Source organism: Achromobacter marplatensis (assembly GCF_049060505.1).
GTDB classification, from domain to species: Bacteria; Pseudomonadota; Gammaproteobacteria; order Burkholderiales; family Burkholderiaceae_B; genus Achromobacter; species Achromobacter marplatensis_A.
The window spans coordinates 184,149-208,311 of sequence record NZ_JBMGRB010000007.1 but is presented as its reverse complement, the minus strand read 5'-3'; the positions used below and the strand labels follow the sequence as shown (position 1 = coordinate 208,311).

Sequence of the window (24,163 nt, the reverse complement as noted above, 5' to 3'; positions counted from 1 at the left end):
CGGGCCTCGCGGGTCATAGGGATTCGGGGTCTCGGCGCAGGGAGAAACCTTGCGCTTCGTTCATGGCCAGGTAGCTGACGTTGCGCGACACGACCGGCGGCGTGTCGCCGCTGTGCAGGGCGCGCACTTCGTCCAGCACCATCTTGTCGGCCAGCGTCATGCGGTCGATCATGCGCAGGTATTGCATCCAGCTTTCCACCAGGAACACTTCGCGCCACACGCCTTCGCGTTCCAGGTCGCGGAACAATTGCCATTGCTGCGCGCCGTTGCGCAGGCGCAGCAGCCGCAGCGGATGCGCGGCGCCGATCAGCGCGGACAGTTTGTCGTGTTCGATCAGGTATTCCACCGCCACCAGCACCGCGCCGTGCTGGGTGTTGAAGCCGGCCGCGGCCATCGCGGGTTCGGTGCTGTCGACGCGCGCCAGGGACTGGGTGTCCACGTGTTCGGGCAGGCGGGACCGGTACAGCAGCGCGACGGTGATGCCCAGCATGATGCCGGCGCTGCTGAGCGCGCCGGATACGCCCATGGTGCCGGCGAAGTGGCCCCACATGAACGAGCCCGCCGCCAGGCCGCCGAAAATGGCCGTCTGGTAGAGCGCCAGCGCACGCGCCTTGACCCAGTCGGGCACGAGCATCTGGACGGTGGTGTTGTAGGTGGCCAGCACGCCGATCCAGCAGCTGCCCGACAGCAGTAGCGCGGGAAAGACGACCCACAGGGTGCTGGTCAGCCCCAGCGCCAACAGGCAGGCGGCCAGCAGCGCGGCGGCCACGGTGACCAGTCCGCCCGCGCCCCAGGCGGCCTGCACGCGGCGCACGAAGGCGCTGCCCAGGATGGCGCCGACGCCTAGCGCGCCCAGCATGTAGCCGTACAGCAGGGCGCTGCCTTCCTCGTGGTCGTGGGCCAGCAGCGGCAGCAGCGCCCACAAGGCGCTGGCCGACAGGCCGAAGGCAAACGAGCGCAGCATGACGACGCGCGTCACGGTGGAATGCTGGGTGTAGCGCAGGGCGGCGACGACGCCTTCGAACAGGCCCTCGGGCGGCAGGCGGCGCACGGGCAGATCACGCCGCCAGCGCCAGATCGCCCAGATCAGGCCGCCGTAGCAGAAGCAGTTCAGCAGGAACACCCAGGGTGCGCCCAGGGCGCCCAGCAGCAGGCCGCCGATGGCGGGGCCGACGGCACGCGCGACGTTGTAGTTGACGCTGTTGAGCAGGACGGCGCTGCCGACGTGGGCGCGCGGGACTTGTTCGCCGACGGCGGCTTGCCAGGCGGGGGTGACGATGGCGCTGCCGATGGCGATGCAGAAGACCGAGGCGATCAGCGTGATCGGGTGCAGCAGGCCGGCGAATGCCAGCAGGGTGATGAAGAGGCCGCCGGCCAGTTCCAGCAGCATGCCGGTCAGCATGACTTTGCGGCGGTCGTAGTTGTCGGCCAGCACGCCGGTCAGGATGGACAAGGCCACCAGCGGGAAGGCGGCGGCCACCTGGATCATGGCGACCATCAGGGGGCTGCTCTGTTCGGTGGTGATGATCCAGGCGGCGGCGACGGATTGCGCCCAGGTGCCCAGGTTGGCGAACAGGTTGGCGATCCAGATGATGCGGAACGCGGGGAAGGCGAAGGGGGAAAGCGTGCTGACCGTGAGGGGGGCGGCGGGCGCTGCGGGCGTGCCAGGGGGGAGGTCGGCGGAGGGAGAGACGGGGGTGAGCATACGGAGGGCTCGGGGGCGCGTCTTTTCTTGGGTCGTTTTTGGGGCGAAAGGGGTCGGGTAATGGTACGCCTGAATGATGGCGGGTTGTGTTGCGGGGAGTGTCTTTGGGGCGGTGGGTTTGCTTGGCCGTTGCGGGCGGGTTCTTGGGCCGCCCGGCGTGGCGGGGGCACGGGGTGCGCGGGTCAACGATTGCGGTCCGGAGCCTTCGCTCCGGACGGCCCCTGCGTCATCCTCGTCACTGCCTTTGGCAGTTCCTTCGGATTCCCTTGGGCGCATCGACTCCCCGCGCACCCCGTGCCCCCGCCACGCCGGGCTGCGGCGTAGAGGGTCGGGCGTCGCTGGGGAGGGTGGGGGGCTTGGCGTGTTGTTGACGCGCTAGCGGGTGGGGGGAGGAGTGTGCAGGGCCGCCAAAAGCGGCCGCGCGGGCGGCCTTTTTTGGCATAGGGATGGCTTGGCTTGGGGGTGGTTCGCTGGCGCGCTTGGGTGGACGCGGCCGCCCGGGGGCGGTGGATAAGGGTGTGGGTAAGTCGGTGGATTGGGGGTGGATAGGCAGTGGATAGGCGGTGGATAAGACGGGATAACTTTTGGGGCGGCTGGCCGCATAACCTTTGGTGACGCTTGTGTCGGAGGGGGACTCGGGTTTTCCCGTGGATATCTAGTACCCTGCTTCGTTGCCCGATGTTGATGCTCCGGGCTGCGACGGAGGCGCGTGAGGCGCATCCGCCCTTTCACTTCTTGCTGTTTGTAGCCATGACCCTGACGTTCAATGGGCGCGCGTTCGCCGCCCTGCTTGCCGTAACCGCGCTGTTGGCGCTGATTGCCCTGTATGGCGCGCCCTATCCGTTCTTGCGCGGATTCGTGGGGGATGTGATGGCCGTGGGCTGGGTTTATTTGGTGTATCGGACGTTCATCCGTGCGCGCGTGGGCGCGCTGGCCGTGGCGGCGTTGCTGACGGGGTATGCGGTGGAGTTCGGCCAATATCTGGCGCGGCAGAACGGGTGGCAGATCGAACAGCCGGTGTTGCGCGTGGTGTTTGGCAGCGTGCCGGATTGGTGGGACGTGGTGGCCTACACCGTGGGGTTCGCGGTCGTGCTGGTGCTGGCCCTTGCCAATGCGCACCGCCAGCGCAATGCCGCGTTGCGGGATGCCCGCGCACGGGCCAGCTTGCGCGCCCGCCGCTAAGCGACGGGGCGTTTTGGCCGGGGCGTGCGCCCCGGCGTCTTCCGATGGGTCAAGCCTGGCAGACCGGTTCGTTGTCGTTGTGACGGACCGCGGGGGCGCTTGCGCGCAGCGGTTGCAGACGCGCATTGCGGAACGGGGCGAACAGCTCGGCCCAGGACGACGGGAACAACGGGGTGGCGTGGCGCACCGCATCGCGGCGGGCGTAGTGCGTCAGCAACTGCTGGCCGATCGGGGTGTCTCCCAGGGGGTGTGGCGTATTCATGGTATTTCCGTATTGCATTGAAAGTGTATTCATTGTACTGGCGTGAGGTCGACGCGTCTACTTTCGCCCGTTCTGGCCTTGCGGCAGGTCAAGTGATTGATCTGAAAAGGTATGACCCTATTTTTGTGGCGTTATGCCTGCGCTCTGCGGGATTGCCCTAGGCGTCCAAAACGGTAGACGGTATACAATGTTCATCATGCCCGGGCTAAACCAGCCTGGAATCTCCCCACTGGACTGGAGCGCGTCATGGCAGAACTGATGAACCGAGATGAATTCCGTACCGCGTTGGAAAACGCGATCAAGGGCAAGAGCGCCAACGCGTCGCCCTTTTCCATTGCCTGGGCCGAAGGCAAGCTCAGCCGCGAGCACTTGTCGCGGTGGGCCGAGAACCACTATCACTACGTTGGTCCGTTCGCGGACTATCTGGGTTATCTGTATGCCCGCACGCCCGACACCTATACCGAGGCCAAGGATTTCCTGCTGGCCAATATGTATGAAGAGGAAATTGGCGGCGACCGCCACACCGATCTGCTGATCCGCTTTGCCGAGGCCTGCGGCACCACCCGGGAAAGGGTGACTAACCCCGACAACATGTCGCCCACCACGCGCGCGCTGCAAAGCTGGTGTTACGCCGTGGCCATGCGCGAAGACCCCATCGTGGCGGTGGCGGGCCTGGTCGTCGGGCTGGAATCGCAGGTGCCGTCCATCTATCGCAAGCAGACGCCGACGCTGCGCGACAAGTATGGCTTTACCGATGAAGAGGTGGAGTTCTTCGACCTGCACATCGTGTCGGACGAAATCCACGGCGAACGCGGCTACCAGATCGTGCTGGAACACGCCAACACGGTCGAACTGCAGCAACGCTGCCTGAAGATCTGCGAGATCGGCGCCCAGATGCGGCTGCTGTACACCACGGCGCTTTATACCGACTACGTGCAGCACGAGATCAAGCTGCCTGAGCTTGGCCTGGCAGCCTGACGCGTTGCCCCGCCCTATCCGGCCACGCCGCGACTGGCGCGGCCGATCCGCAGCTTCTGGACGACAGACCCATGCCTACCGTTGTATTTCATAAAGGCGGCCAGACCTACACCGATGTGGTGAAGGACAACACCAACTTGGTGGTGCGGGCCGGCATCAAGCAGTTTCCGTATCCGCACCTGCGCTACGAGTGCGGTATGGGCAAATGCGCCAAGTGCGCGTGCCGGGTGTTGGCCGGGGCCGAGCACCTGCCGCCCGTTAACTGGAAAGAGAAAAAACAGTTGGGCGACCGCGTCGACCAAGGCTATCGGCTGGCGTGCCAGTTGTGGCTCAGCAGCGACGTCGAGCTGATGCAGGATATGGAGGCATAGCAGCCATGGGCGCGGTATACGTGATCCTGACGACCAAACCCGGCGTGTTCCGCACCGAGGTGGGCGACGACGTCGACATCATCGAGACCTACGACTATGTGTTCTATGGGCGCGCGCTGGCGGTCTTTCGCATTGCGCGGCTGCATGGCGACACGCGGCTCATCGTGACGGAAGAGACCCCGCCTTATGTGGTGAACCGGGTGCCGTCCAAGTTCCTGGAGGCGTTCGCCTCGGTCGAGGCGGCCCGCAAGGAACTGGCGCACCTGACGCGCTTTGGCAGCATGGAATCCACCTTGACGCTGCGGGCCGGTACCGCGGCGGCGGAGCACTGACCGACATGGTCCAGATCACTTTTATTTCGAACGGCGGCAAGGTGGCGACCGCGCCCGAGAACAGCAATCTGCTGCGCGTGTCGCTGAAGGAAAAGGGCGGCATCCCGTTCAAATGCGGGGGCGGCCTGTGCGGCACGTGCAAATGCCGCATTGAAGAAGGGCTTGAAAACACCGACGCGATCAAGCCGAAAGAGCGCAAGCACCTGCGTCCCGAAGACTTCCAGGCCGGCTACCGCATGGCCTGCCAGACGTTCGTGAACGGCGACGTGAAAGTGTCGTGGGTGGTGCAGAACGGCAAGGGCGTGGTGGTGGGTGCGGCGTCCGACCCCGTCGAGGCCGCCACCTGAAGGCGCGGACGGCAGCGCCGCCCGCGTTGCTGCGTCAGTCCGCCGACCCGTGCTGTTGCGTGTCGGTATAGGCCTTGGCCGCGTTGTGCACGTGCTGGCTGGCCAGCAGCGCCGCCAGGTCGCCGTTGCCGGCAATGACCGCATTCAGAATCTGCGAATGCTCGTCCCAGTTTGCCTTGGCGCGGTGCATGTTGCTGGGTGCGAACAGCAGCGCCGTGCGGTCGCGCAGCGAACGCATCAGGTCGGTCAGCACCACGTTGCCGCCGATTGTGGCCAGCATCTCGTGAAACTGCGAATTCAGCGCCAGGAACTTGTCCAGTTGTTCGCCGCGTGCGGCTTCCGTGCCTTCGCGCAGGAAGGCCTGCAGGCGTTCGACGGTTTTCGCGTCGCGCCGCTGCGCCGCCAGTTTGGCGTTCAGGCCTTCCAGCGTGGCGCGCACTTCCACCATGTCGTAGGCCACGGCGTCCGACAGCACCGATACGGACGCGCCGCGGCGCGGTTCGATGGTGACAAGTCCCTCGGCCGCCAGCGCGCGCAAGGCTTCGCGCACCGGAATGCGCGACACGCCCATTTCTTCGGAAAGCCGGCCTTCGACCAGGCGGTCGCCCGGCGTGAATTCGCCGCTAAGGATGCGTTCGCGCAGCTTGTCGCGGATGACCGCGAACAACTGCGGGTGCTGCTCGCCGATCTTCAGCGGAGCGGAAGACTGCGTCTGTACGGCTTGCGGGCTGACGGGCGAAGTGGTCATGGCGAGCAGGTCTGGATTAATGGATACAGTCTCCATTGTATTACCGGGTGTAGCCGCGTGCCGTGGCGAAGGCGGCGCATCAGGCGCCCCAGAAGGCTTTGACCAGCACGCCTGCCGCGCCCAGCGCGCACACCGCCAGCAGCACGCCGCGCACGGCTTGCGGCGGCAGCAAGGCGCGCAACCGGTTGGAGACCGCGAAACCGGCCAGCAGGAAAGGCGCCAGGCTAAGCGCCAGCCCGGCGTGGTAACCCGTATACCGCTTGGCCAGCGCCAGCATGGCAAGCGAGAAGATCGACCCCAGAAACAACACCACGCCCAGGGTCGCGCGCAGCCGCGGCGGCGCCGCATGCTGCAGCACGATGGCGATGGGCGGCGCGCCCACCGAGGTCATCGTGCCCATCAGCCCCGAGGCCACGCCGGCGCCGGATACGCGGCCCGGCGTGGCGGTGAAGCGCAGGCCCGCCACGCTGAGGGCCACGGCGGCCAGGATCAGGCAGGCAAACAACACGCCCAGCGCCTGTGGCGCGAAGCTGGCCATGGCGTAGATGGCGATCAGCGTGCCGACTACGCGTCCCGCCAGCGCGTATGACACGGCGGACCAGTCGATGAACGCACGCTCGCGCAGCGCCGTCAGAAGCGAGATGAAGCCGCCTAACGTCAGCAGCGGGCCCGGGGCCAGTTGCGGAAAGAACATCGCGGCCACTGGGGCCGCGAACATCGCGAAGCCGATGCCGCCCACGCCTTGCGCCAGCGCGGCGCCAAACACCACCAGCGCCATCGCGGCGTAGTGCCATACATCGGGGAACGGCAAGTCGACAGGCATGCGAAGTTGTGGCCTTTTATGTATACGATAGTCAATTCGTGACAATCGTCGGGTTTCGCGGCAGCGAAAAATATCAGGGTAAATCCCTGATATTTCGGCGTAATTCAACCGTTTTTCAGAATTATCGGTTTCCCTATGCGCTGCATATTTCGATTGGTATGGCTTAAAACGAAATATAGTATACCGAATGTGGCGACCCAACAGCCACGTCACAAGGGGAATCTCGCATGCAATCCGACGTCGTGCTCAACGCTGCCCATTGGATGTACCTGCTGAGCGTTGCCGCGATCATCTTGACGATGATCTTGCGGGCCAACGTGGTGGTGCCTTCGGTGATTGGCACGTTCCTGGTAGTCCTGGCCATCACGGGCAATCCCATCAGCGCGCTGATTGGTATCTTTTCGGCCAGTTTCGTGGCCGCCAAAGAGCTGTTCAACATCTTCCTGGTCATCACCTTCATGACCGCCCTGCTCAATGCCTTGAAGACCTTGCAGGCGGATGTGCGCATGGTGCAGCCGTTTCGGCGGGTGATGCGCGGGGGGCATTCCTCGTTCATCATCATCGCCCTCTGTACCTATGTGATTTCGCTGTTCTTCTGGCCAACGCCGGCGGTGCCGCTGGTGTCCGCCATCCTGCTGCCCGCGGCGATCGCGGCGGGCTTGCCGCCGTTGGCCGGCGCCATGGCCATCGCCATTGCCGGCCAGGGCATGGCGCTGTCGTCGGACTATGTGATCGGCGTGGCGCCCAGCATCAGCGCCAAGGCGGCCGGCGCGGCGGTCAGCGCCGCGGTCGTGGCCGACCGCGCGTTGGTGCTGTCGCTGATCACCGGCGCCGTGGCGCTGGTGGCGGCCTATCTGCTGATCCGCAAGCACATCGTGCCCGCCAACCCGGCCTTGCTGGACGCCTGGCAGGCCCGCGCACAGGACGGCAGCCTGGCGCGCATCGAACAATCGGGCTCCTTCGACAAGGCCGAACTGGCGCGCGGCACGATGGGCGCCGACCCGGCCCTGCCGCAAGACGCCGCGCTGAGCGACGAAGCGCGCCGCCGCGTGCGCTGGTCCAAGACCTTCGCGGTGGTGACGCCGCTGGCGTTCCTGGCCGTGATCGCCGTGATGGTGGTGCCGCGGCTGTTCCCGTCGCTGCCCGCCCTGCGCGGCGGCGACGCGGCGGCGCTGGTCGGCGGCGTGGCCTTCGTGGTGATGATGCTGGTGACGCTGGCCGCCGAAGGCCCGCGCAAGATGCTGGACGTGTGCCCCGAGCACGTGACGGACGGCTTCGTCTTTGCCTTCAAGGCGATGGGGTCGGTGCTGCCGATCGCGGGGTTCTTCTTCGTGGGCGCGAACGAGACCGCCGCCCAGATCCTGGGCGTGCCTCAGGCACAGGCGCCGGGCCTGCTGTTCGAGGTGATCTCGGCCGGTCAGCACCTGATTCCAGAAAATCATTTCCTGGTGGCGTTCGGCGTGCTGCTGGTGGGCATGATCACCGGCATCGACGGCTCGGGATTCGCCGGCTTGCCGCTGACCGGCACGCTTTCTGGCGCGCTGGGCCCGGTGGTGGGCGTGGACCCGGCGACCTTGGCCGCCGTGGGCCAGATGGGCGCGGTCTGGACGGGCGGCGGCACGCTGATCGCGTGGTCGTCGCTGATCGCGGTGGCGGGGTTCGCGCGGGTGAATGTGCTGTCGCTGGTGCGCGCCCTGTTGCTGCCCGTGCTGCTGGCGCTGACCGTCTCCACCATCTGCGCCGTCCTGATCTGGCGTTGATTCCCTGGCCGGGACGGGCAGCGCGAAAAAGGGCTCTGCGGGGCCCTTTTTCATGGGCAGCCCTGGGGTTTCCACGTATTAGTAGAAACAGATTAAAGTATACAATGTTCACAGGCTATTCAAGACGACCGATTTCCGGCCATTCCCGTACAGGTAAAGGAAGCGCTTCCGTGGACGATCTCTCGCAGCAGTCATTCATGAACCACATCGGCGGCGCCTGGGTGCCCGCCGCTGCCGGGCGGACGGCCCCGAACCTCAACCCGGCGGACACCGCCGACATCGTGGGCCGGTTTCCGGTGTCGGACGCCGAAGACGCCCAACGCGCGGTGGATGCGGCCGATGGCGCCTTCGCCGCCTGGCGCGACATGCCGATTTCCAAGCGGGCCGCCATCCTGTTCCGAGCCGCCCAATACCTGGAAGACCACGCGGACGCCTTCGCGCGGGAACTGACCCGCGAAGAGGGCAAGAGCCTGAACCTGGCGAAAGACGAAGTACTGCGGTCCGCGCAGACGATCCGCTTCTACGCGGTGGAAGGCCAAAGCTTCACCGGCGAGACCTTCGTCAACGATGATCCCGACATGGTCGTCTACAGCCAGCGCGAACCGCTAGGCGTGGTTACCGTGATCTCGCCCTGGAACTTCCCCATTTCGATTCCCGCCCGCAAGATCGCGCCGGCGCTGATCACCGGCAACACCGTGGTGTTCAAGCCGTCTTCCGACGCGCCGTTGTCGGGCTATCGGTTGACCGAGGCGTTTGTGCAGGCGGGCTTGCCCGCGGGGGTGCTGAACCTGGTGATCGGCCCTGCCAGCGCGGTGGGCCCCGCCATCACCACCGCCCGGGCGGTCCGTGCGATTTCTTTCACCGGTTCGACCGCCGCAGGCAAGCAGATCCACCGGGGCGCGGGCCTGACCACCCGCACGCAGATGGAGCTGGGCGGCAAGAATCCGCTGATCGTGCTGGCCGACGCCGACCTTGACCGCGCCGTGGACCTGGCGGTGAAGGGCGGCTTTTCGCTTAGCGGCCAGGCCTGCACGGGCACCAGCCGCGTGCTGGTCGACGCCAAGGTGCGCCAGGCGTTCACCGACAAGCTGGTGGCGCGGATCAAGGCGCTGACCATCGGCAACGGGCTGGACGGCAATTTCGACCTGGGCCCGCTGGCCACGCGCAAGCAGTTGGACAACGTGTTGAGCTACGTGGCGGTGGGTAAAGAAGAGGCGACGCACGTATGCGGCGGCGACGCGCTGACGGGTCCCGGCTACGACCGCGGCTACTACGTCACGCCCGCATTGTTCACCGACGTGACGCAACAGATGCGCATCGCGCGTGAAGAGATCTTTGGCCCGGTCATCGCGCTGATCGAGGTCGACGGTTATGACGACGCCATCGCCAAGGCCAACGACACCGAATACGGCCTGTCGGCCGCCATCGCCACCACGGATGCGCGTTACGCGCACCGCTTCGCCCGCGACATCCAGGCCGGCACGGTGAAGATCAACCGCACCACCACCGGCAACCTCATCAATGCGCCCTTCGGCGGCCTGAAGCACTCCAGCACGTCCACGTTCCGCGAATCGGGCCGCGTGGGCCTGGAGTTCTATACCCAGATCAAAACCGTCTACCGCGCCGGTTAAGGCGCGGACAACCGAAAAGGCTACCCCTATGAAACAGATCTATCGGCTGGAACTGGAAGAAGCGCGCGTCATGGTGCGCGCCGCCATCGCCAAATCAGAAGCCATCGGCGTGCTGGAATCTATCTGCATCGTGGATGACGGCGGTTATCCCATCGCCTTGGAACGCATGGACGGCGCCCGCATCACCGGCCCGCAAATCGCCTGGAACAAAGCGTTCACCGCAGCCGGGCACAAACGGTCGACCCATCTGTTCAACACGCCGCCCAACGGCCCGGCGTTGCCCGGCAACGAGGCCTTTGGCATCCAGTGGAGCTTCGACGGAAAATTCGCCGTGTTCGTCGGCGGCTTTCCCATTGTCGTGAACGACGAAGTGATCGGCGGCATCGGGCTTAGCGGCGGCAACGGCGAACAGGACACGCAGGCAGGCGTGGCCGCGCTGGCGGCACTGGCCGAACTGCTGGAGCCGCGCGGCATGAAAGTGGTGGTGCAGGCCGACATCAAGAAATAAGCGAGGCCGGCCATGGCATACCGCGTGCACATCCTGGAAACCGGCGCCGTCTTCGACGTGGAGGCGGGCGAATCGGTGCTGGAGGCGGCCGGGCGTGCGGACGTCAGGCTGCCGCATGAGTGCACCTTCGGCGGCTGCGGCACGTGCCGCATCAAGCTGGCCGAAGGCACCGTGCGCTATGAGGAATTTCCCATGGCGCTGACACCTGAAGAGGCGGCCGAAGGCTACGCGCTGGCTTGCCAGGCGCGGCCGGAAAGCGATCTTTGCATCAGCGTGGCCAGCAGCCGCCAGGTGTTTCCCGAGCCGCGCCGCCTGCCGGCCACCGTGCAGCGCATCGACGCCTATACCGACGACATCGTTCATTTGACGCTGGCGTTGCCCGATGGGGGACTGGATTTCGTGCCCGGTCAGTACATGAACGTGCTGCTGCCCGACGGCGAAACGCGCAGTTTTTCCATGGCGTCGGCGGCGGCCGATGGGCAGCTGGATTTTCATGTGCGGCGCATTCCGGGCGGCCGCTATACCGACCATTGGCTGGGCCAGGCGCAGCCCGGCGCGGCCGTGGAGATCGAAGCGCCGTTGGGCGTCTTCAGCTATCACGAGGAAGACTGGCGCCCGCTCATCATGATGGCCACCGGCACCGGCATCGCGCCCATCAAGGCCATCCTGGAGTCCTTGCTGGACAAGGAAGATTGTCCGCCCGTCAGCCTGTATTGGGGCATGCGGACCGAGGCCGACCTGTACCTGCAAGACGAGATCGCGGGTTGGGCCGGCCGGTTGTACGAGTTCAATTTCGTGCCGGTGCTGTCGCGCGCCGGCGCGGGCTGGCAAGGCCGGCGCGGCCATGTGCAGGACGCCGTCCTGGACGACCACGACGATCTGTCCGAACACGCCTTCTACCTGTGCGGCGCGCCCGCCATGATCCAGCAGGCCAAGCCTATGCTAGCCGCACGCGGCGCCAGCCTGGATCACATGTACGCAGACAGCTTTACCTTCCAGCACGCGCTGGCCGCCGCCGGCTGACGTGGCCAGCGCGATAGGCGGGTATCGGCCCCGGCGGCGCGGCGAATCCTAGCGGAACACCAGCACCGGCAGGCGGGTCTTGGCCAGCACGCGCTGGGTTTCGCTGCCCAGCAGGAATCCCGTCATGCCATGGCGTCCGTGCGAGCCCATGATGATCAGGTCGCAACCCTGGGTCTTCCCAGCCTCGACGATCGCCTCGTGCGGGTGGTCGTTGACCACCACGACGGTGTTGCAAGGCACCAGGGCATGGCGCGCTTCCATTTCCAGGCCGTCCAGGTAGCCTTGCGCGTTCTTTCGCGCCTGGTCGGTGTGATGCGTCTGCGTGGTGCCCAGCATTTCGGCCTGATAGACCAGCAGGTGGTCCTCCGGGATGGCGCGGATGAGGGTGATGGTGGCGCCCATTTCCTTCGCGAAAACGAGCGCGCGCTTGAAAGCCGATTCAGACAGCAGGGAGCCATCCACGGCGATGAGCAAGTGCCTGTACATGTTGCCTCTCCTTTAGGAAAAGGAATGTCGAGCAACGGCGAATCCAGTATAGGCCCGCCGTTGTCCGCAATCCAGTCCCGCGTAAGGAGGAGGCGAACCCGCCCGCCCGGGTTGGCTCAGGCCGTCCTGCGCAGCGCCTCGCCACTTGGGGAAAGCCCTTGGGGCAGCGCATCGATCAGGCTGCGCGTATAGGGATGGCGCGGGTGGCGCCACAACGTGGCATTGGGGCCTTCTTCCACGATCCGACCCGCATTCATCACCAGCACCCGATCGGCCAGATAGTGAACCACTGACAAATCGTGCGAGATGAACAGGTAGGACAGCTGGAATTCGGCCTTCAGGTCCACCAGCAGGTTCAGGATCTGCGCCTGCACGGACACGTCCAGCGCCGACACCGGCTCGTCGCAGATGACCAGCGCGGGGCGCAGCACCAGGGCGCGGGCGATGCCGATGCGCTGCCGCTGCCCGCCGGAGAATTCGCTGGGATAGCGCGCCAGCGCCTCGCGCGGCAGGCCCACGGCGTCCAGGATCCGGGCGATGCGCAGGCGGCGTTCGTGCCGGTCCTTTACCCGGTGGATGCGTAGAGCGGCTTCCAGGATGTCGTTCACGGTATGGCGCGGGTTCAGCGACGCATAAGGGTCCTGGAAAATCATCTGCACGTTCTGCCGGTAGGCGGCCAGGCGGGCGCGGTCCAGCCGCGCGGTGTCTTCGCCGCGCAGCAGGATCCGGCCGGATGCCGGCGCAAGCAGTCGTACCAGCGTGCGGGACAGCGTGGATTTTCCGCAGCCGGATTCGCCGACCAGTCCAAGGGTTTCTCCGGGGGTCAACTGAAACGACACGCCATCCACCGCGTTGGTGACGCCGTGCGCGGTCTGGTATTGCACGCGCAGGTCCTGCACCTGCAGCAAGGGCGTCGCGCCGATGGGGGCAGGCGCATTGGCGGCGGCCCCGTTGGGCAGGGCCACGCGGGGAGGGGTGACCAGGTCGAACGTTGGACGCCCCGAGGCAGGGTCGAGCTGGGTGCGGATTTCGGGCAGCCGTAGCGTGCTGTAGTGCGTGGCGTCGTCCAGGCGCAGCGACGCCCCAAGCAGGCCGCGGGTATAGGGGTGGCGCGGCTGGCCCAGCAAGGTCGCCGCGGGACCTTCTTCGACCTTTTCGCCGCGCACCATGACGGCGACCCGGTCGGCCCATTCTCCAACCACGGCCAGATCATGCGTGATCAGCAATAGCCCCATGTTCAATTCCGCCCGCAGGTCATCCAGCAACTGCAGGATTTGCGCCTGGACGGTGACATCCAGCGCGGTGGTCGGTTCGTCGGCCACCAGCAGGGCGGGCTGGCAGGCGATGGCGGCGGCGATCATGGCGCGCTGGCGCTGCCCGCCCGACAGCAGATGGGGGTAATCGTCGACGCGGCGCTGGGGCTCGGGCACGCGCACCAGGTCCAGCAATTCGATGGCGCGGGCGCGGGCGGCGCGGGCGCTGGCGCCCCGGTGCAGGCGCAGGGCTTCGCCGATCTGGTCGCCCAGGGTCAGCACGGGGTTCAGGCTGGTCATCGGCTCCTGGAAGATCATGGCGATGCGGTCGCCGCGCAGCGCGCAGCGCTGGCGTTCCGGCAGCGCCAGCACGTCCTGGCCTTCGAACAGGATGCGGCCCGTCACGCGGGCCTGCCGCGGCAGCAGGCCCAGCAGGGCAAGCGCGGTCGTGGACTTGCCGCAGCCGGATTCGCCGACGAGCGCCAGCGTTTCGCCGCCGCGCAGTTGCAGGTCCAGCCCGTTCACGGCCTGGTGGCCGGGGAAGGCGACGTTCAGCCCTTGGATGTCGAAAAGCGTAGTCATGATGTCCTGGGGGCGGAATCGCGCACGGCGGTGGGCGCGGCGGTAACGCGCTGCCGGCGCAGTTTGGGATTGAGTGCGTCGTTGATGGCGTCGCTAAGCAGGTTCAGGGCCAGTACCGTGGCCATGATCGTCAGGCCGGGCAGGGCGGTCATGTACCAGGCGGTGCGCAATGCCTCGCGCCCCGCGCCGACCATGCTGCCCCAGCTGACCACGTTGGGGTCGCCCAGTCCCAGAAACGACAGACCGGCTTCCGACAGGATGGCTTGGGCCACCAGCACGGCGGTGGTCACGATGATGGGGGGCAAGGCATTGGGCAGGATTTCCAGGAAGATGATGCGGGCATGGCCGGCGCCCAGTGTCTGCGCCGCGCGGACGAACTCGCGTTCGCGCAGCGAAATGAACTCGCCCCGCGTCAGCCGTGCGATGCCGGTCCACGATGTAACGCCCAGCGCAAGGATGATGGTGGTCAGCGACGGGCCCAGGATGGCGACCAGCACGATGGCCAGCAGGAAGGACGGCACGGTCTGGAAGAGTTCGGTGATGCGCATCAGCACAGCGTCGGTGCGCGGGCCGGCATAGCCGGCGACTGCGCCCACAAGCAGGCCGATCGCCAGCGCGATGGCAGCCGACGCCCCGCCCACCAGCAAGGACACACGGGCGCCATGGAACAGACCGGCCAGGATGTCGCGGCCCATCAGGTCGGTGCCCGCGGGAAAGGCGGCGTCTTCGCCAGGCCAGGTGAAGGGCGCGCCGACCATCTCCAGCGGATCGTCCGGGAACAGCCAGGCGGCGCTGGCGGCAGCGGCCAGCACGACCAGCAGGATGGCGGCGCCGACGGCGGCGGACGGCGTGCGCAGCAGATGCGCGGCGGCGCGGGCAATCGGCTTCATGCTTTCCTCACACGGGGGTCCAGCAGACCGTAGCAGGCATCCACGGCGATATTCATCAGGGCCACCAGCGCCGCGCTCATCAGCAGAATGCCCAGCAGCAGGTTGACGTCGCGGCTGGCGATGGCCTCGAACGACAACTGCCCCAGGCCCGGCCACGCGAACACCGTTTCCACCACGATGCTGCCGCCCAGCAGCGCGCTGCTCTGCAGGCCCAGCATGGTGACGACGGGCAAGATCGCGTTCTTCAGCGCATGGCGCCAGATCACGCGCGCTTCGCCGTTGCCGCGTGCGCGGGCGGTGCGGATGTAGTCTTCCTGTAGCGTTTCGATCATCGACGCCCGCGACAGCCGCGCATAGATGGCCACGTAATAGATCGCCACCGTCGTCACCGGTAGCGCCAGGTGTCGCGCATAGTCGGCCCATAGCGCCCAACCTTGATACGCCGCGCCTACGTCGCGGATCCCGCCAACCGGCAGCCAATTCAAGTGCACGCCGAACCCGACGATCAGCATCAGCGCCGTCCAGAACATCGGCGCGGAATAGCCTGCCGTGGCCAGCGCGGACAGCAGGGTGTCCAGCCCGCCATGCGGCCGGCGCGCGGCCAGTACGCCCAGCAGCACGCCCACCGCCACCGACAGCGCCAGCCCGGTGCCGATCAACGCCAGCGTGGCGGGCAGCCGACCGAAGATCAGATCGGCCACGGGTTCGCCATAGCGAAACGAATAGCCCAGGTCCAGCGACAGCAGGCTTTTTAAGTAGTAGCCCAGCTGCGTCAGCACGCTTTGGTCCAGGCCGTAAGCGACTCGCAGTTGGGCAACGTGTTCGGGCGTGATGCCGCTGTTCTCCGACGCGATCACGTCGACCAGGTCGCCCGGCACCAACTTGAGCAGGAAGAAATTGGCGATGGCGGTCGCGCCCACCACGAAGACGATCTGGAGCAGGTAGCGAAGCGGACGGGGCAGGCGCAGAGGCATGGCGGATTTCCGGGGGGCCGTCAGGCCTTGCCCAGCCAGACGTTGGCGAAGTTGTTGCGTGAATGCGAGGACGCGTCGGTGACGTTACGCACCTGCTTGTCCCAGACGCCGAACCACCGGAACTCGAACAGCCCGATCAACGGCAGGTCGCGCTGCGCCAGCCGCTGCACCTCGTTGTATTGGTCGATGCGCTTCTTCGGATCTGTCTCGATCTGCGCGGCCTCGATGGCGCGGTCCATGTCGGGGTTGCTGTAGCCCGACGCGTTATACCAGGGCGTGCCTTTGGCTTCTGCCTTGCTCCAATACCTCGTCTCTACACCCAGCTGCGGATCGATCAGCACGGTGCCCCACGAACTGATGAGCTGAAAGTTGTAATCGGTGAAGACATTGCGCGTCCATGTGGCCAGGTCCAGCCCGCGCAGCGTTACGTCGATGCCGATCTTGCGCAGCGCCTGGCGCACGAACTCGCCGGTGCGGCGGTAGTCGTCACCGAACGGGATGTAGTCGTGCGTCAATGCAAAGCGCCAGCCGTCCGCCTTGCGGGGGTACCCGGCCTCGTCCAGCAGTTTTTCGGCCAGCGCCGGGTCATACGGGTATTGCTGCACGTTGGGGTTGTGATACGGCTTCACCAGCGACGGCACCGGGCTCACGAAGGGTTCGGCATAGCCATTCCACACGGTCTTCACCAGCACCTGCTTGTTGACGGCGTGCGCGATGGCCTGGCGGACTTTCAGGTTGGACAGGATAGGGTCGCGCAAGTTGGCTTCCAGCCAGAGCCAGGCGGCAAAGCCGTTGTAGCCCGAGGTGTCCACCGCCAGTTTGGACAGCCTGGACAAACGCGTGGCGTCCGTGAAGGCCACGGGGTTGCGTTCGCCGTATGCCACGCCGCCCGTTTCCAGCGCCGTGGCCCGGCCGGACACGTCGGGAATGATCTTCCAGACGATGCGATCCAGGTAGGGGCGTTCGGGCTGCCAGTACTTGTCGTTGCGCTCCAGCACGATGTAGTTGCCCCGGTTCCACTCCTTGAATACGAAGGGGCCGGTGCCGACGGGCTTGTTGTTGTAGGGATTGTTCTGGATGTCCGTGCCTTCGAACAAATGGCGCGGCAGGATGGGCGCGCCCAGCGAATCGATGGCGTTCAGCGCCACCGGCGTAGGCTGTGACAGGTGCAGCACGACAGTGTGGTCATCCGGGGTCTCGACCTTCTGCAGGTACTGGAACACCCGGCGCGCGCTGGGCGCGTGCTTGCGCCACACCTCTTCAGCCGACCATTTCACGTCGGCGGCGGTAAACGGCTTGCCGTCATGCCACAGCACGCCTTTGCGCAGCTTGAACGTGATGGTCTTGCCGTCGTCGGACACGCTCCAGCTTTCAGCCAAGACGGGGCGCGGCTTCAAGTCGGGGCCGTACTCGACCAGCCCGTCGAAGATCTTGCTGACCACCGCACCCGTGGGCGTGGACGAATTCAGGTAGAAGGCCAGCGTCGGTGGTTCCGGGTGGACCACCGCGTTGAGCACGCCGCCGCGCACCGCGCCGTCCACGGTATTGGGCAGGCTTTGGGTGTCGGCGTAGGCGGGCGCGAAGATCACGTTGGGAAAAAGCGCGCCTGCGCCCATCAGGGCGCCGGCGCTCATCAGCCAGCGGCGCAAGGGGTTGGCGGGCACGTCTTCGTGGCCGGGAGCATCGGCGGGGGGCAACGGTTGCGTCATGAAGGTTTCCTTCTGTTGTCGTGAAGTGCGGCCGGCTGTTTCAGGCGGCCAGGCTGGTCAGGGCGGGAAGATCGTCGGGGTCGCGGCGCACCAGCGTGGCCAGCAATTCGCGGCGCCACGCGTCGTACAGCGCGATGTGGCCGCGCGTGTCCAGGCCGGTGGCGCGCTGGTTCAGTTGCCAGGAATCGCGCAGATAGGGGCCAAGCTTGCGCTGGACGTCTTCGTCCGCCTGGATAAGGCTGGCCACCCAGTCTTCACGCTGCGCGGGTTCCGCGCGTTCCAGCTTGTTCAGCCACCATTGCGTGATACGAATGCGGTGCGCCTCTTCATCGGGAAGGATGCGGTTCTCGCCGAACTCGCGATGGCCGAAGTCCAGTACCTGCGCGGTGCGCCGGTTCACGAACAGGCGCGCCAGGATGTAGTGTTCGTAATGGAACTGCCATGCCAGAAAGTTCTGCCAGTTGCGCAGCGCGAAACCGCCAATCAGGTCCCAGGATTTCTGCACGCCTTGCAGCACCTGCGCTAGCGGGTCAGCGCCCAGCAGCACCGCCGCGCGTCCACGCGAGAACTCCGCGTGAGCGCCGTCGTCGCCAAGCTGGCGCGCCAGCGCGAACTGGAACTCGATGTCGTCCTTGAACAGGCCGGCAATCGCGTGGGCGGCAATCTGGGTGATGAAGAGGTCATGCACCGTGTTCCACACAGCGTACTCAGCGGCGTTGCGGCGTTCGTCCTCGCTTGCCAGATCGCGCGGCGGATCGATGCGCGCCGCGGGCAGATGCGGCGCGACGGCCAGGCGGACGTCGTCGAACAGGCGCGCTTCCAGCGCGCCGTCGTAATCCAGCGTCAGGGGCGATTGGGGAAAATCCAGTTCAGGCATGGCGAGTGACGGACGCGGAAAAGTCTCGACTCTAAGCAAGCGCGGACGTCGTCCACAAACATTCTTTGGTGATTTCGATATATGCGCGCAACGCTCGCTAATAGAAGGCGGACGGGGCGTGCCGGGCATATACCGATTTCAAATAACCGCATGCGGATTCCGTCCTTCCGTGTGCGGCGCGGCACCGATAGGCTGCATGTTTTCCCAATGCCGGGGCGCAACATGCCGCACGCTTCAAGTACTCCCTCACGCCAGGACGCGGACGAGGCGCCGCGCCTGGTCCCTGCCGCCCGCATCCGCGACGATGCGCACGCGGTCGAGTCGGCCCACGCACTAGCGGCCGATTTCGCGTTGGGCGCGGCGCAGCGCGACAGGGAACGTTCGTTGCCCTGGCGCGAGATCGAACGCTATTCGGCCAGCGGCCTGGGCGGTATCACGGTGCCGCGCGAATACGGCGGCGCGGATGTTTCGCATGTGACGCTGGCCGACGTGTTCCGCATCATCAGCGCGGCGGACCCATCGCTGGGCCAGATCCCACAGAACCATTTCGGATTCCTGAACCTGCTGCGGCTGGCCGGATCGCCCGCGCAGCAGCGCCACTACTACGCAGGCGTGCTGGCCGGGCGCCGATTGGGCAACGCGGGGCCGGAACGGCACACTCGCCATACGCGCGATATCGAGGCGAGGCTTGTGCCGGACGGCGACGGCTATCGCGTCAGCGGGCGCAAGTTCTATTCGACGGGCGCGCTGTTCGCCCATTGGATTCCGGCAAAAGTGCTGGATGGCGAAGGCAGGCTGGTCACCGTCGTCTTCGAGCGCGGCGCGCCGGGCGTGTCGGTGGTGGACGACTGGTCCAGTTTCGGCCAGCGCACCACGGCCAGCGGCACCGTGCTGCTGGACAACGCGCGCGTGGAGGCCGATAGCATCCTGCCCGCCTGGCGGGTGCAGCAAGCTCCCGTCCTGCTGGGGCCGTTCGCGCAGCTGATGCAGGCCGCGATCGATGTGGGCATCGCCGAGGGCGCTTTGCAGGACACCGTGGCGTTCCTGCGGGAGCGTTCGCGGCCCTGGATCGAGGCCAACGTGGAACGGGCCACGCAGGATCCTTACGTGATCGCGGACGTGGGCCAGCTCTATATCGATTTGCATGCCGCCCAGGCGCTGTTGACGGAAGCGGCGCAGTTCCTGGACGAGGCTCGCGGGCGGACGCTGGACGCGGATGACGTCGCCGCCGCGTCGATCGTGGTCGCCCGCGCCAAGGCCGTGTCCACCGAAACCGCGCTGGCCGCCGGCGAAAAACTGTTCGAACTGTCGGGCGCGCGGGCCTCTCTGGCCGAGTTCGGGCTGGACCGCCATTGGCGCAATGCGCGTGTCCACACCCTGCATGATCCCGTGCGCTGGAAGTATCACGCGGTGGGCAATTATCTGCTTAACGGCCAACGCCCCAACCGGCACTCCTGGATCTGACACCATGCCCACCGACAACATATCGTCCCTGGCGGTGCGCCGCGCCGCCGTGATCGACTCCGACGCGCAGGCGCTTGAGGTCGCGCGTGCGCTGGCCGGGGATTTTGCCCGCGAAGCGTCTCAACGCGACCGCGAACGCCGGCTGCCGCTGCCCGAGCTGGAACGCTATTCCCAATCCGGCCTGTGGGGCATCACCGTGCCGCGCGAGTACGGCGGCGCGGGGGTGTCGCGGGCGACGCTGGCGGAAGTCACGGCGCTCATTTCTGCCGCCGACGGTTCATTGGGCCAGATCCCGCAGAACCACTACTACGCGCTGGAAGTGCTGCGCGTGAACGGCAGCGCGGACCAGCAGCGACGCTTTTATGCGCGCGCGCTGGCGGGCGAACGCTTCGGCAATGCGCTGGCCGAGACCGGCACGCGCACGGCCGCCGAACGCCGCACGCGCCTGAATGCCAGCCCGGACGGCGGCTGGCGCATCAACGGCAGCAAGTTCTATTGCACGGGTGCGCTGTATGCCCAATGGATCCCGACCGCCGCCGTGGACGATGACGGTATGCAGCGCCTGGCCATCGTGCGCCGCGATAGCCCGGGCGTTGAAATCATCGACGACTGGTCGGGCTTCGGCCAGCGCGTCACCGGCAGCGGCACCGTCCATTTCAAGGAGGTGGCGGTGCCGGCCGAAGACGTCCTGCTGCTGGCCGACCCCGCCGCGCCGCCCAACACGATCAAGCCGCTGGCGCAGATCGTCCACGCGGCCATCGATCTGGGCATTGGCCAGGCCGCGCTGCAAGACGCCGTCGCGTTCGTAAGCGAGCGCTCGCGCCCGTGGATCGATGCCGGTGTCGAGCGCGCGGCGGACGACCCGCTGACCATCAGCGAATTCGGCCGCCTGTCCATCCGCCTGGAGGCCGCGCGTGCGCTCGTGTCGCGGGCGGGCCGCCTGCTGGACACGGCAACCGCCAGCGGCACGGCCGCCGATGTGGCGGCCGCGTCCATCGCCGTGGCGGAAGCCCGTGCGCTGACCACCGAAGCCTCGCTTGCCGCCGGCACCAAGCTGTTCGAACTGGCCGGCACGCAAGCCACGCTGGACCACCTGAACCTGGACCGCCATTGGCGCAATGCGCGCACGCACACGCTGCACGATCCGGTCCGCTGGAAACGGCACGCCGTGGGCAACTACTACTTGAACGACATCGCGCCTGGCCGCGTGGGCACCACCTGATCCTGACGGAACCGCACATCATGGCGAAGAAGCAAATCCTCCTGAACGCGTTCAACATGAATTGCGTGGGACACATCAACCACGGTTTGTGGACGCATCCGCGCGATACGTCGACGCAATACAAGACCCTGGAATACTGGACCGATCTGGCGAAGCTGCTGGAGCGCGGGCTGTTCGACGGCCTGTTCCTGGCCGACATCGTGGGCGTATACGACGTCTACGAGGACTCGGCCGACCTGACGCTGCGCGAGTCGGTCCAACTGCCGGTGAACGACCCATTGCTCACTATTTCGGCGATGGCGGCGGCGACGCGGCATCTGGGGTTCGGCGTCACGGTCAACCTGACCTATGAGGCGCCCTACCTGCTGGCGCGCCGTTTCTCCACGCTGGACCATCTGACCAATGGCCGCATCGGCTGGAACATCGTGACGGGCTATCTGGAAAGCGCGGCGCGCGCGATGGGGTTGTCCGAGCAGATCGCGCACGATGAACGCTATGACCGTGCCGACGAGTTCCTGGAGGTGGCGTACAAGCTGTGGGAAGACAGCTGGGACGGCGATGCGGTGAAAGCCGACAAAGGCAAGCGCATCTATGCGGATCCCGCCGCCGTGCGTCGGGTGGATCACGAGGGCAAGTACTACAAGGTGCAGGGCTTTCACTTATCGGAGCCGTCGCCGCAGCGCACGCCCGTGCTGTACCAGGCGGGCTCGTCGGGCCGTGGCCAGGCATTCGCGGCGCGGCATGCGGAATGTGTGTTCGTGTCCAGCCAGACCAAAGAGGGGTTGCGCAAGCTGGTGGCGGAGGTGCGCGAGTGGGTCGCCCGCGAGGGCCGCAATCCGCGCGATATCAAGTTCTTCATGGGCGTGACGGTGGTGGTGGGCAAGACGGAGGCCGAGGCGCGCGAGAAGCACGCGGAGTATCTGCGTTACGCGAATCCGGAAGCGGGGCTGGCGCACTATGCCAGTTCGACGGGCATCGATTTTTCGCGCTACGGCGCGGACGAGCCGATCCGGTATGTGAAGAACAACGCGATCGAGTCGGCCGTGAAGAACCTGACGGTGGCCAGGACGGACCGGACGGTGACGGACCTGCTGGCGGATATGGCGCTGGGGGGCCGATACCCGGCACTGGTAGGCAGCGCCGCGCAGGTGGCGGACGAGCTTGAGGCCTGGGTGGCCGAGACGGATATCGACGGCTTCAATCTGGCGCGAACGGTAACGCCGGAATGCTATGGCGATTTCATTGATCTGGTGGTGCCGGAGTTGCAGAGCCGGGGGTCTTATAAAACGGCATATGCGGAAGGGGCGTTGCGGGAGAAGCTGTTTGGGGCGGGGAGGGCGGAGTTGCCTTTGGAACATGTGGGACGGAAGGGGCTCATTGGGGCTTTGTAGGTTGCTTGTTAGCGCTTCGTAGGTCGCCCGTCGTCGGGGTCGGGCTGATGGCGCAGGCGGCCGCATTCTGCATACGTGGCGTTGATGCGTCGTGGCGATGATCGCTTGCGCGAAGCGTCCTACATCCCAAGACATAACTTCATACCGACTAAGTATTTTTCGCCGTTGATCCGCGATGACAGAATCCATCAATCACTTTTTATCCCGGGCTTTCAAACATGTCATCGCTGCTTCGCCTCTTGGCTGCATCCACGCTTGCCATTGCCTTTGCCGCGCCTGCGCAGGCTGAAGACAAGAACACCATCACGGTCGGCATCTCCGTGGGTACCGCCGAAAAGATCTTTGATGTTGTCCAGAAGGTTGCCGCCCGGGACGGTCTTGTCATCAAGCTCGTCAAGTTCAACGATTATCAACTTCCCAATGCCGCCCTTAACGCGGGCGATCTCGATGCCAACGCGTTTCAACACAAACCGTTCCTGGACAATCAGATCAAGGCGCGAGGGTTTGATATCGTGCCTGCGGGCTTGACCGTGACGGCGCCGCTGGGTTTTTACTCGCGCAAGATCAAGTCGTTGAATGACTTGCCCGAGGGCGCGTCGGTCGGGATTCAGAATGATCCCTCGAATGGCAATCGCGCGCTGCGCCTATTGGCGGCGTACAAGATCATCACGCTGAAGCCGGAAGCGGAACAGAAGAACACCGCGACGCCGCTGGATGTGGTGTCGAACCCGCGCAAGATCAAGCTGGTGGCGCTGGATGCCGCGCAGTTGCCACGGTCGCTGGACGATCTGACGGCGGCCTCCATCAATAACGATTACGCCGAACAGGCGGGGCTGGTGCCGGCGCGCGATGCGATCGGGCGCGAGGCCGCTGACGGGCCCTACGCCAATCTCATTGCCGTGCGGACGAAAGACCGCGACCAGCCCTGGGTGAAGCAGCTGGTGGCCGCGTACCAATCCCCCGAAGTGCGCGCCTATATCGAGAAGGAATTCAAGGGTTCCCTCATCCCCGCTTTCTAACGCGCGACTTTCGGCGAATCATCATGAGCATCATCACGTTGGCGGGCAGCCCGTCACAACGTTCCCGTTCTTCCGCGTTGCTGCGCCATGCCGCCCATCTGCTGCGTTCGCGCGGACTCGGGGTGGTGGAATTGGGCTTGCGCGACATACCGGCCGAAGAATTGATCGAAGGCTATTACTCAGGCGCCGCGGCCGGCGCGTTGCGGGCGCGCGTGTCGACCGCGGATGCCGTGTTGATCTCGACCCCGGTCTACAAGGCGTCGTTCTCCGGCGGGCTGAAGGCCGTGCTGGATTTGTTGGATGAAAAGGCGCTGGCGGGGAAGGTCGTGCTGCCTATCGCCACGGGCGGCAGCCCGGCGCATCTGCTGGCGTTGGAATACGGCTTGAAACCGGTGCTGTCGGCCTTGGGCGCGCGCCACATCCTGGCCGGCGTCTACGCCACCGACAAACAGGTCCAAGTCGAAGACGACGGCCGTATCCATATCGACGACGACGTCCGCGAGCGGCTGGAAGACTCCGTTGACCGGCTGGCCGAGCTGGTCTTGCCGCGCGGCGCCGTCGCCCATGAAGCCTATGACCTGGGACGCCTCGCGCTTGCGGGCGGCTTCAGCGTCTGACCCGGAGTT

At 65.9% G+C, this 24,163-nt stretch carries 24 protein-coding genes; 14 read left to right on the top strand and 10 right to left on the bottom strand.

What is annotated here, in order from left to right:
* Nucleotides 1-13 precede the first annotated feature (13 nt).
* Nucleotides 14-1,705, bottom strand: a complete 1,692-nt coding sequence (locus tag ACI0FO_RS18770; RefSeq protein ID WP_416029018.1) for an MFS transporter — start codon at nt 1,703-1,705, stop codon at nt 14-16.
* Nucleotides 1,706-2,455: 750 nt separating this feature from the next.
* On the opposite strand from ACI0FO_RS18770, the gene ACI0FO_RS18765 reads away from it, so the two are divergent.
* Entirely contained in the window at nt 2,456-2,887 is a 432-nt protein-coding gene (locus ACI0FO_RS18765) for a DUF2809 domain-containing protein (protein ID WP_416029016.1), read from the top strand.
* Between the two features lie 49 nt (nt 2,888-2,936).
* Here the strand turns inward: ACI0FO_RS18765 and ACI0FO_RS18760 are convergent, their stop codons facing one another.
* Nucleotides 2,937-3,149 carry a hypothetical protein gene (locus ACI0FO_RS18760; protein ID WP_313462041.1) on the bottom strand — a complete coding sequence of 71 codons (213 nt, stop codon included), beginning with the start codon at nt 3,147-3,149 and terminating at the stop codon, nt 2,937-2,939.
* A 246-nt stretch (nt 3,150-3,395) separates the two neighbouring features.
* On the opposite strand from ACI0FO_RS18760, the gene ACI0FO_RS18755 reads away from it, so the two are divergent.
* From ACI0FO_RS18755 to ACI0FO_RS18740, 4 genes are all read left to right on the top strand, one after another.
* The gene (locus ACI0FO_RS18755) at nt 3,396-4,127 is read left to right on the top strand and encodes a TenA family transcriptional regulator (protein WP_105559541.1); all 732 of its coding nucleotides are present in this window, start codon (nt 3,396-3,398) and stop codon (nt 4,125-4,127) included.
* A gap of 71 nt (nt 4,128-4,198) precedes the next feature.
* Nucleotides 4,199-4,498, top strand: a complete 300-nt coding sequence (locus ACI0FO_RS18750) for a 2Fe-2S iron-sulfur cluster-binding protein (protein WP_416029014.1) — start codon at nt 4,199-4,201, stop codon at nt 4,496-4,498.
* Nucleotides 4,499-4,503: 5 nt separating this feature from the next.
* Entirely contained in the window at nt 4,504-4,830 is a 327-nt protein-coding gene (locus tag ACI0FO_RS18745; RefSeq protein WP_105559543.1) for a ferredoxin, read from the top strand.
* Nucleotides 4,827-5,177 (top strand): 2Fe-2S iron-sulfur cluster-binding protein, encoded by a 351-nt coding sequence (locus tag ACI0FO_RS18740; protein ID WP_416029292.1) that lies wholly within the window; start codon nt 4,827-4,829, stop codon nt 5,175-5,177. The genes ACI0FO_RS18745 and ACI0FO_RS18740 overlap by 4 nt, the downstream gene beginning before the upstream one ends.
* Before the next feature lie 34 nt (nt 5,178-5,211).
* On the opposite strand, the gene ACI0FO_RS18735 is transcribed toward ACI0FO_RS18740, so the two are convergent.
* Entirely contained in the window at nt 5,212-5,925 is a 714-nt protein-coding gene (locus ACI0FO_RS18735) for a GntR family transcriptional regulator (RefSeq protein ID WP_416029011.1), read from the bottom strand.
* 79 nt (nt 5,926-6,004) lie between these two features.
* A complete protein-coding gene (locus ACI0FO_RS18730) occupies nt 6,005-6,748 on the bottom strand; it encodes a sulfite exporter TauE/SafE family protein (protein WP_416029009.1) in 744 nt (247 codons plus the stop codon).
* A 227-nt stretch (nt 6,749-6,975) separates the two neighbouring features.
* Here ACI0FO_RS18730 and ACI0FO_RS18725 point away from each other — a divergent pair, with 227 nt between their 5' ends.
* The 4 genes from ACI0FO_RS18725 (at nt 6,976) to ACI0FO_RS18710 (ending at nt 11,670) form a co-directional block, all read left to right on the top strand.
* Nucleotides 6,976-8,508 carry a hypothetical protein gene (locus tag ACI0FO_RS18725; RefSeq protein WP_416029007.1) on the top strand — a complete coding sequence of 511 codons (1,533 nt, stop codon included), beginning with the start codon at nt 6,976-6,978 and terminating at the stop codon, nt 8,506-8,508.
* A gap of 197 nt (nt 8,509-8,705) precedes the next feature.
* The gene (locus ACI0FO_RS18720) at nt 8,706-10,139 is read left to right on the top strand and encodes an aldehyde dehydrogenase family protein (RefSeq protein WP_416029291.1); all 1,434 of its coding nucleotides are present in this window, start codon (nt 8,706-8,708) and stop codon (nt 10,137-10,139) included.
* 28 nt (nt 10,140-10,167) lie between these two features.
* Nucleotides 10,168-10,647, top strand: coding sequence for a GlcG/HbpS family heme-binding protein (locus tag ACI0FO_RS18715; RefSeq protein ID WP_416029005.1), 480 nt, complete (start codon nt 10,168-10,170; stop codon nt 10,645-10,647).
* A gap of 12 nt (nt 10,648-10,659) precedes the next feature.
* Entirely contained in the window at nt 10,660-11,670 is a 1,011-nt protein-coding gene (locus ACI0FO_RS18710) for a 2Fe-2S iron-sulfur cluster-binding protein (protein WP_416029003.1), read from the top strand.
* 48 nt (nt 11,671-11,718) lie between these two features.
* On the opposite strand, the gene ACI0FO_RS18705 is transcribed toward ACI0FO_RS18710, so the two are convergent.
* The 6 genes from ACI0FO_RS18705 to ACI0FO_RS18680 all read right to left on the bottom strand — a co-directional run bounded on the left by ACI0FO_RS18705 (nt 11,719) and on the right by ACI0FO_RS18680 (nt 18,441).
* The gene (locus ACI0FO_RS18705; RefSeq protein ID WP_313462026.1) at nt 11,719-12,156 is read right to left on the bottom strand and encodes a universal stress protein; all 438 of its coding nucleotides are present in this window, start codon (nt 12,154-12,156) and stop codon (nt 11,719-11,721) included.
* A gap of 116 nt (nt 12,157-12,272) precedes the next feature.
* Nucleotides 12,273-13,991 carry an ABC transporter ATP-binding protein gene (locus tag ACI0FO_RS18700; protein WP_416029000.1) on the bottom strand — a complete coding sequence of 573 codons (1,719 nt, stop codon included), beginning with the start codon at nt 13,989-13,991 and terminating at the stop codon, nt 12,273-12,275.
* The gene (locus tag ACI0FO_RS18695; protein ID WP_416028998.1) at nt 13,988-14,881 is read right to left on the bottom strand and encodes an ABC transporter permease; all 894 of its coding nucleotides are present in this window, start codon (nt 14,879-14,881) and stop codon (nt 13,988-13,990) included. The genes ACI0FO_RS18700 and ACI0FO_RS18695 overlap by 4 nt, the downstream gene beginning before the upstream one ends.
* On the bottom strand, nt 14,878-15,855 hold the full coding sequence (locus ACI0FO_RS18690; RefSeq protein ID WP_416028996.1) for an ABC transporter permease: 978 nt from the start codon (nt 15,853-15,855) through the stop codon (nt 14,878-14,880). Before ACI0FO_RS18690 ends, ACI0FO_RS18695 begins: the two co-directional genes overlap by 4 nt.
* A 20-nt stretch (nt 15,856-15,875) precedes the next feature.
* Nucleotides 15,876-17,564, bottom strand: a complete 1,689-nt coding sequence (locus ACI0FO_RS18685) for an ABC transporter substrate-binding protein (protein WP_416028994.1) — start codon at nt 17,562-17,564, stop codon at nt 15,876-15,878.
* A gap of 40 nt (nt 17,565-17,604) precedes the next feature.
* A complete protein-coding gene (locus tag ACI0FO_RS18680) occupies nt 17,605-18,441 on the bottom strand; it encodes a hypothetical protein (protein WP_416028992.1) in 837 nt (278 codons plus the stop codon).
* A 222-nt stretch (nt 18,442-18,663) separates the two neighbouring features.
* Between ACI0FO_RS18680 and ACI0FO_RS18675 the strand changes: the two genes are divergently transcribed.
* From ACI0FO_RS18675 to ssuE, 5 genes are all read left to right on the top strand, one after another.
* Nucleotides 18,664-19,905 (top strand): SfnB family sulfur acquisition oxidoreductase, encoded by a 1,242-nt coding sequence (locus ACI0FO_RS18675; RefSeq protein ID WP_416028990.1) that lies wholly within the window; start codon nt 18,664-18,666, stop codon nt 19,903-19,905.
* Nucleotides 19,906-19,909: 4 nt separating this feature from the next.
* Nucleotides 19,910-21,127, top strand: a complete 1,218-nt coding sequence (locus tag ACI0FO_RS18670) for an SfnB family sulfur acquisition oxidoreductase (protein ID WP_416028988.1) — start codon at nt 19,910-19,912, stop codon at nt 21,125-21,127.
* Nucleotides 21,128-21,147: 20 nt separating this feature from the next.
* Entirely contained in the window at nt 21,148-22,518 is a 1,371-nt protein-coding gene (locus ACI0FO_RS18665; RefSeq protein WP_416028986.1) for an LLM class flavin-dependent oxidoreductase, read from the top strand.
* Nucleotides 22,519-22,736: 218 nt separating this feature from the next.
* Nucleotides 22,737-23,537, top strand: a complete 801-nt coding sequence (locus ACI0FO_RS18660) for a MetQ/NlpA family lipoprotein (RefSeq protein WP_310033961.1) — start codon at nt 22,737-22,739, stop codon at nt 23,535-23,537.
* Nucleotides 23,538-23,560: 23 nt separating this feature from the next.
* Complete coding sequence (ssuE, locus tag ACI0FO_RS18655) at nt 23,561-24,154, top strand: NADPH-dependent FMN reductase (RefSeq protein ID WP_416028983.1); 594 nt, start codon at nt 23,561-23,563, stop codon at nt 24,152-24,154.
* Nucleotides 24,155-24,163 lie beyond the last annotated feature (9 nt).